The following is a 6,148-nucleotide window of genomic DNA, read 5'->3' as shown; positions in this document are numbered from 1 at the left end:
GAATGACTGTCAGGCATGTCTCCGAACATCTGTCAGGTATGTATCCGGGCTTTACACTTGACCCTGGGATCCATGCCCGCTGCTGATGGAGGCCGGCATGGATCCTCGGGTCAAGCCCGAGGAGGACGGAGGGTGGGGTGGCTTGCGGAGCAAGGACAGCGAGGCATACCCGCACGACTGCAATTTTTACGTGGGCTTCCCCAGCCCCCATTATCCGACCTATGGCACCTTTGCCCCGGGGTTGAGCCAGCGGTGTCGCAGGCACAGACGTCGCCACGGCGATCGATGGCGAGCAACCCACTCACGACCGACCCGACAATCTCGGGTCGGTCGAATATCGGGTCACTCGCGATCGATGGTGCCCCGCACGGCAACGGCGTCAGACCCATTGTCCGAGAGGTCGATGCTGTTGAATATGTCGCGGACGACCCTGGTAATTTCCTCTGCAGAAGCGCCCTTGGCGTATTCTTCCTGCATGCGGCGTCTCACAAGTTTTTCCAAATCTGACATAACTCACCTCATCAAATCCGGCGCGGGAGGAGTGTCGCGCCGGGGCTGGTCTCAGGCAAGTTACGATTTGTTTAGAATGGCTTACCGATTTGTAAGGTTTGATCTACAGCGCGATATAACGATCGACGCGATGATTGATGGCGACGAAGAGGTTGAGGACGATGGCCCCGAGGACGGAGTAGAAGACGACCGGCGGCGTGGTGACGAAGAAGGCGGCGGCGAGCACGCACAGGTCGATGGCAAGCTGGACGAGGCCGGCGCGGATGCCGAAACGTTCCTGCAGATAGATGCCGAGAATGCCGACGCCGCCGAGGCTGGCGCGGTGGCGATAAAGCGCCAGCAGGCCGAAGCCGAGCAGCAGGCCGCCGAGAAGGGCCGCCCAGGCCGGATGGATGCTCGAAATCGAAAAGAACCGCGACTGCACATCCGCCAGCACCGAGGTCAGGCCAATGGCGATGAAGGTCTTGATGGTGAAGGCCATGCCGAGGCGCTTCCAGGAGAGATAGAAGAACGGCAGGTTGAGCAGGAAGAAGGCGAGGCCGAAATTGACGCCGAAGGCATAATGCAGCAGGAAGGCCACACCGGCGGTGCTGCCGGTGAGTAGGCCGGCGCTGGCGAGCACATAGAGGCCGAGTGCCGCCACCAGGCTGCCGGAGAATATGCCCTGCACGTCTTCGATCGGCGTGTGGCGCGTCGCGCTGCTATTCCAGACGCCGCCAAGGGCATTGATGAGCTGTGTCATATCGCCAGTCTCCACGGCAGACGCGTTTGGGAACACGTCCGGGAAAGCCGGACGCGATGGATTTTTGCAGTGTAAAGGAGCCCGAGCGCCTCGGCGCCAATTGCCGGGCTCTCTGCTGATGCGAAGCAGTATCGGGTTTTTCGGTCTTCCGATCAAGCGAAATAGGTAAGCAATACTGACCTATAAAAACATCGCAAGAAATGTTCGCTCACGCGGGCTTGCGCGTAAGGAACAGAATGCCGGCAACCGGTTTTCCGCCATCTTTGCGAATGACCGATTTGACGGTCGCAAGGATTTCGAGGCCGTGACGGGCAAGCAGCGTCCCGACATAGGTTTGCGAATGGGCGTAACGCAGCGACGGGGCGAGATGAAAGCCCTCACCGTCGCCGGCATCCTCGACGGAAAAAGCGATATCGGCGCCTGGTGCAGTCAGTTCTCCGACGATGGCAAAGACGCTTTCGAGATTGTCGAGATACATCAGCACATCGGCTGCCGTCACCAGATCGGCGCGATGGCGTCCCGCATCGGCAAACAGACCGGAAAGATCGGGCGCAAGCGAGAGATCGGCCTGGGCGAGATGATCGTAGACCCCCTTCTCGGCGGCCTTGGCCAGCATGTTCTGCGAGAGATCGAAGCCTTCGAGACGGGCGACGCGGCCACGGATTTCGGGGCCGAGCAGGCCGGTGCCGCAGCCGAGATCGACGGCGTGTTCGTAATGCCTGCCGGTGGAGGCGATGAGGGCTGCGAGCTTCTGCGGGACGCTGTAGTCGAGTTTATCGACCAGGGCCGATTCGAAACGATCGGCATAATCGTCGAACAGGCGCTCGACATAGCGGCTCGGCGGCTGGGCCGGCGTCGCCGCATCGCCGAGAAGGGCGAGCTTGAGGGCGGCGCCGAAAATATCGTCGGGATCGAGGGCAAGCGTGTTGCGATAGGCTTCGATCGCGGCCTCCGCCCTGCCCGCCTTTTCCCGATAGGTGGCGAGGCGATACCAGCCGGCGGCCCAGGCGGGCACCAGTTCGAGCGCCTGCTCCATCAGCTCGGCGGCCGCGTCCGGCTCGCCGCCTTCTTCGAGCATTCTGGCATAATCGGCGCGGCGGTCGGCGATGACGTCGCCGGAGGAAAGCTGGTGGGGCTGCATAAGGTGACCTTGGTTCGTCCGCATTTGGCGGCGGTCACAAAAAAACTCAAGTCCTATTTCAGAGGCGAAGCGGCCCAGCCACAAAGGGGGCGAATCGGCCAAGCCCGCAAGGGGCTTAGAGGCCAATTCCGGAAAGGGCTTGCGGGCTGAAGGCCGCGACCTTATTCCAAGGGCAAACAGGAGATGGCGTATGTCCGATCAGGCGAACAGGTTCCTCGGCGATTCAATCGGCCGCACAGTGATAAAACTTATCGTGGTGTCGCTGATCGTCGGTTTCGTCATGACCGTGTTCGGCCTGACGCCATGGAATATCATCTACGGATTCCGCGACTTCATCCTGGAAATCTGGCATCGGGGTTTTTCGGCGCTCGGGCGCGTCGGCGACTATCTCCTGCTCGGCGCCACGATCGTCATTCCGCTCTTCGTCATCCTTCGCCTTTTCAGCTATCGCCGGTAACATGACCTCCATCGATCTTTCCAGGCGCGGCCTGCTGCGTCTTTCCGGACTCGCACTCGCCGCCGGCATTGCCGGCTGCACCACCACGCCGCGAATTGCCGGCACACCTTCGAACGGCGAGGACGAGACGGCGAGCGTATTGCCGCTCGTCAACCAGCTCCGTGCGAAGAACGGGCTGCCGCCGCTTGCTATCGACCCGGCGGCACAGACCGCGGCCCTCTTCCAGGCCAAACGCATGGCGAGCGTCGGCAAGATGGCGCATCTGATCGGCATGACCGACAGTTTCGGCGCCCGTGTCAAGGCGAGCGGGGTGCGGCTGCCGGCAGCGGAAAACATTGCCGCCGGCCAGCAGAGCGTCGATGCCGTGGTGACGGCCTGGATCAATTCGCCGCATCATCTGGAAAACATGCTCGGGCGTTATGACGGCCTCGGCGTCGCCGTTGCCCACAATACATCTTCCAGGAACCTGCCCTATTGGGCCATGGTGCTTTCCAGCCGAGGCGATTCCGCCTCCATATGAGGCAGGTCATGGACACGCGCAGCAACAATCACTCCCTTGCCTTCGAGGTAACACACCGGCTGGTGCTGTCGATTGCCGTTCCGATGACGCTCGGCTTCATGACGACGCCGCTGCTCGGGCTGACGAGCACCGCCGTCGTCGGCCATATGGGCAATCCCGAGGCGCTTGCCGGGCTGGCCATCGGCGCGATGCTGTTCGATCTGATCCTCGGCAGTTTCAACTTCCTGCGCGCTTCGACGACAGGACTGACGGCGCAGGCCTATGGCCGGCGGGATCAGCACGAGCAACAGGCCGTTTTCTGGCGAGCTTTGATTTCGGCGCTCGGCTGCGGGCTGGCGCTGCTCTGTCTTTCGCCGCTGTTGATGGCGGCCGGTTTGAAGCTGATGGGCGCGGAAGGGGCGATCGCCGAAGCGACCGGCACCTATTTCGCGATCCGCATGCTGGCGGCACCTGCAGCGCTGGCGAATTACGCCATCCTCGGCTTCGTGCTCGGGCGCGGACAGGGCACTGTCGGCCTGCTGCTGCAGGCGCTGATCAACGGCGTCAACATCCTGCTTTCCATCTATCTCGGCCTGTCGCTCGGCTGGGGTGTCGCGGGGGTGGCCTGGGCAACCATGGCCGGTGAAGCGATCGGGGCGATCGCCGGACTCTTCATTGTGCTCAGCGGTTTCGGCAAGGCCGAGCGGCCGGCATGGGCCGAGATCTTTTCCCGGCACCGGCTGGCCGAGCTTTTTGCACTCAACCGCGACATCCTGATCCGCACCTTCGTGCTGATCGGCGCCTTCACGATCATGACGCGGATCGGCACCGGCTTCGGCGCGGTGACGCTTGCCGCCAATGCCGTGCTGATGAATTTCTTCCTGCTGTCAGGCTATTATCTCGACGGGCTTGCCAATGCCGCCGAGCAGATTACCGGCCGGGCGATCGGCGCGCGTTACCGACCGGCCTTCGACCGCGGGCTGAAGCTGACGACCGTCTGGTCCTTCGGACTGGCCGCATTCGCTTCCGCCTTCTTCTTCCTCGCCGGCCCCTGGCTGATCTCGGTGCTGACGACCTCACCCGAGGTGCGGCAGGCGGCTGAAACCTATCTGCCCTGGGCTGCTATCACCGGGCTGACCGGCGCGCTCGCCTTCCTGATGGACGGGGTCTTCATCGGCGCGACATGGTCTGTCGACATGCGCAACCGCATGCTGATATCCTTTGCCGGTTATCTCCTGATGCTCGCCGTCTTCGTGCCGCTCTTCGGCAATCACGGCCTGTGGCTCGGCATGAACGCCTTCCTGCTCTTCCGCGGCTTCTTCCTGGCGGTGCTGGTCAAGCCGCGCGCCGATCAGACCTTTCGCGCGGCCCAGTAATCGAGCCTGCTGTCGCGCAGCGCGCGGATCGAGCCGACCTTTTCGCGGTCCAGCAGTTTCGAGAGGCCGCGAACGATATCGCCGGCGAGGCCCGGGCCCTCATAGACCATGCAGGAATAGAGCTGGACGAGATCGGCGCCGGCCCTGATCTTCTCCAGCGCCGTTTCGGCCGACGAGACGCCGCCGACGCCGATGATCGGCAGATCGGGGCCGACGCGCCTGCGCATCCGGGCAAGCACCGCCGTCGACTTCTCGAACAGCGGCACGCCGGAGAGGCCACCCGTCTCCTGCGCCTGGCGCTGATCCTTCAGACCTTCGCGCGACAGCGTCGTGTTGGAGACGATGAGGCCATCAAGCGCATGCGAGAGCACTTCGGCGGCGATATCGTCCATGCCTTCCTCGGTCAGGTCTGGGGCGATCTTCAGGAAGACCGGGATCTTCCGGCCGGATTTCTGTGCCATCTCGTCGCGCGCCGCCAGCACGGCCGACAGCAGCGCCGCAAGGCTTTCGCGCGCCTGCAGATCGCGCAGGCCGGGCGTGTTCGGCGAGGAGATATTGGCGGTGAAATAGCGCGCGACGGAATAGAAGCGGCGAATGCCGGCGACATAATCGGCGATGCGATCCTCGCTATCCTTGTTGGCGCCGATATTGACGCCGATCATGCCGCCGCCCGTCAGCGCGACGAGACGTGCGAAAGCGGCATCATGACCTTCATTGTTGAAGCCGAGGCGGTTGATGACGGCTTCATCCTCGACCAGGCGGAAGATGCGCGGGCGCGGATTGCCGGCTTGCGGCTTCGGCGTCACGGTGCCGATCTCGGTAAAACCGAAGCCGAGCTTCAGCAGCGCTTCGGGCACCTCGGCATTCTTGTCGTAGCCGGCCGCCATGCCGAGCGGATTGTCGAAGGTAAGGCCGGCGACGATCTGGCGCAGGCGCGAATCTGAAGTCGGCTGGCAGGCGGGCACGAGGCCGGATTTCAGCGCCGCGATCGACATGCCGTGCGCGGTTTCCGGATCGAACAGGAAGAGGCCCTTGCGGGCGAGACGCTTGAAGGGATCGATCATGGCGTAAGCTCCGGGAAGACATGGGCGCCGGCCTCATCGAGCGGCAGCGCCGCCTCCCAGAGCACGGCAGCCAGCGGCAGATCGGCGTAGAGATGCGGGAAGAGATCGCCGCCGCGCGACGGTTCGAAGATCAGCTTGTCACCGAAGTGGCCGCCATCGACGGCAATCAGCAGCAGGCCGGACTGACCGGCAAAATGCAGGGCGGCGGTCTGCTTCACCTGATCGGCCGTCGAGAAATGAATGAAGCCGTCCTTGAGATCGATGCCGGCGCCATGAAAAATGCCGGTTTGTCTGGCTTGCTGCCAGAGCGCTTCCGTCACGATCTTGTAAAGGGTCGGTGTCACGCTCATCATGGCCTC

8 protein-coding genes are annotated in these 6,148 nt (G+C 63.0%); 3 read left to right on the top strand and 5 right to left on the bottom strand.

Annotated elements, in window-relative coordinates; genetic code table 11:
- Positions 1-342 precede the first annotated feature (342 nt).
- From CO666_RS34920 to CO666_RS28505, 3 genes are all read right to left on the bottom strand, one after another.
- Positions 343-477, bottom strand: a complete 135-nt coding sequence (locus CO666_RS34920; RefSeq protein WP_280951830.1) for a hypothetical protein — start codon at positions 475-477, stop codon at positions 343-345.
- A gap of 136 nt (positions 478-613) precedes the next feature.
- Positions 614-1,252: a YitT family protein gene (locus CO666_RS28510; RefSeq protein WP_097615373.1), complete on the bottom strand. Its 639-nt coding sequence runs from the start codon at positions 1,250-1,252 to the stop codon at positions 614-616.
- A gap of 208 nt (positions 1,253-1,460) precedes the next feature.
- Positions 1,461-2,393, bottom strand: a complete 933-nt coding sequence (locus CO666_RS28505; protein ID WP_097615372.1) for a class I SAM-dependent DNA methyltransferase — start codon at positions 2,391-2,393, stop codon at positions 1,461-1,463.
- A gap of 190 nt (positions 2,394-2,583) precedes the next feature.
- Here CO666_RS28505 and CO666_RS28500 point away from each other — a divergent pair, with 190 nt between their 5' ends.
- The 3 genes from CO666_RS28500 to CO666_RS28490 are packed head-to-tail and all read left to right on the top strand — an operon-like array spanning position 2,584 to position 4,725.
- Positions 2,584-2,850 carry a DUF6460 domain-containing protein gene (locus CO666_RS28500; protein WP_097615371.1) on the top strand — a complete coding sequence of 89 codons (267 nt, stop codon included), beginning with the start codon at positions 2,584-2,586 and terminating at the stop codon, positions 2,848-2,850.
- Position 2,851: 1 nt separating this feature from the next.
- Entirely contained in the window at positions 2,852-3,370 is a 519-nt protein-coding gene (locus CO666_RS28495; RefSeq protein WP_097615370.1) for a CAP domain-containing protein, read from the top strand.
- 8 nt (positions 3,371-3,378) lie between these two features.
- Complete coding sequence (locus CO666_RS28490; RefSeq protein WP_097615369.1) at positions 3,379-4,725, top strand: MATE family efflux transporter; 1,347 nt, start codon at positions 3,379-3,381, stop codon at positions 4,723-4,725.
- Here CO666_RS28490 and CO666_RS28485 read toward each other — a convergent pair.
- A complete protein-coding gene (locus CO666_RS28485; protein WP_097615368.1) occupies positions 4,701-5,789 on the bottom strand; it encodes a quinone-dependent dihydroorotate dehydrogenase in 1,089 nt (362 codons plus the stop codon). The genes CO666_RS28490 and CO666_RS28485 overlap by 25 nt on opposite strands.
- Complete coding sequence (locus tag CO666_RS28480; RefSeq protein WP_097615367.1) at positions 5,786-6,139, bottom strand: DUF952 domain-containing protein; 354 nt, start codon at positions 6,137-6,139, stop codon at positions 5,786-5,788. The genes CO666_RS28485 and CO666_RS28480 overlap by 4 nt, the downstream gene beginning before the upstream one ends.
- Positions 6,140-6,148: the final 9 nt, after the last annotated feature.

The sequence above is a fragment of the Rhizobium chutanense genome, assembly GCF_002531935.1.
Lineage (GTDB): Bacteria > Pseudomonadota > Alphaproteobacteria > Rhizobiales > Rhizobiaceae > Rhizobium > Rhizobium chutanense.
The sequence above is the reverse complement of the archived record's forward strand: the minus strand, read 5'-3'. Positions and strand labels throughout refer to the sequence as shown.

Coding starts and splice junctions, on each gene's coding strand:
- CO666_RS28500 (WP_097615371.1), top strand. CDS start 2,584: ATGTCCGATCAGGCGAACAGGTTCCTCGGCGATTCAATCGGCCGCACA.
- CO666_RS34920 (WP_280951830.1), bottom strand. CDS start 477: ATGCAGGAAGAATACGCCAAGGGCGCTTCTGCAGAGGAAATTACCAGG.
- CO666_RS28510 (WP_097615373.1), bottom strand. CDS start 1,252: ATGACACAGCTCATCAATGCCCTTGGCGGCGTCTGGAATAGCAGCGCG.
- CO666_RS28505 (WP_097615372.1), bottom strand. CDS start 2,393: ATGCAGCCCCACCAGCTTTCCTCCGGCGACGTCATCGCCGACCGCCGC.
- CO666_RS28490 (WP_097615369.1), top strand. CDS start 3,379: ATGGACACGCGCAGCAACAATCACTCCCTTGCCTTCGAGGTAACACAC.
- CO666_RS28495 (WP_097615370.1), top strand. CDS start 2,852: ATGACCTCCATCGATCTTTCCAGGCGCGGCCTGCTGCGTCTTTCCGGA.
- CO666_RS28480 (WP_097615367.1), bottom strand. CDS start 6,139: ATGAGCGTGACACCGACCCTTTACAAGATCGTGACGGAAGCGCTCTGG.
- CO666_RS28485 (WP_097615368.1), bottom strand. CDS start 5,789: ATGATCGATCCCTTCAAGCGTCTCGCCCGCAAGGGCCTCTTCCTGTTC.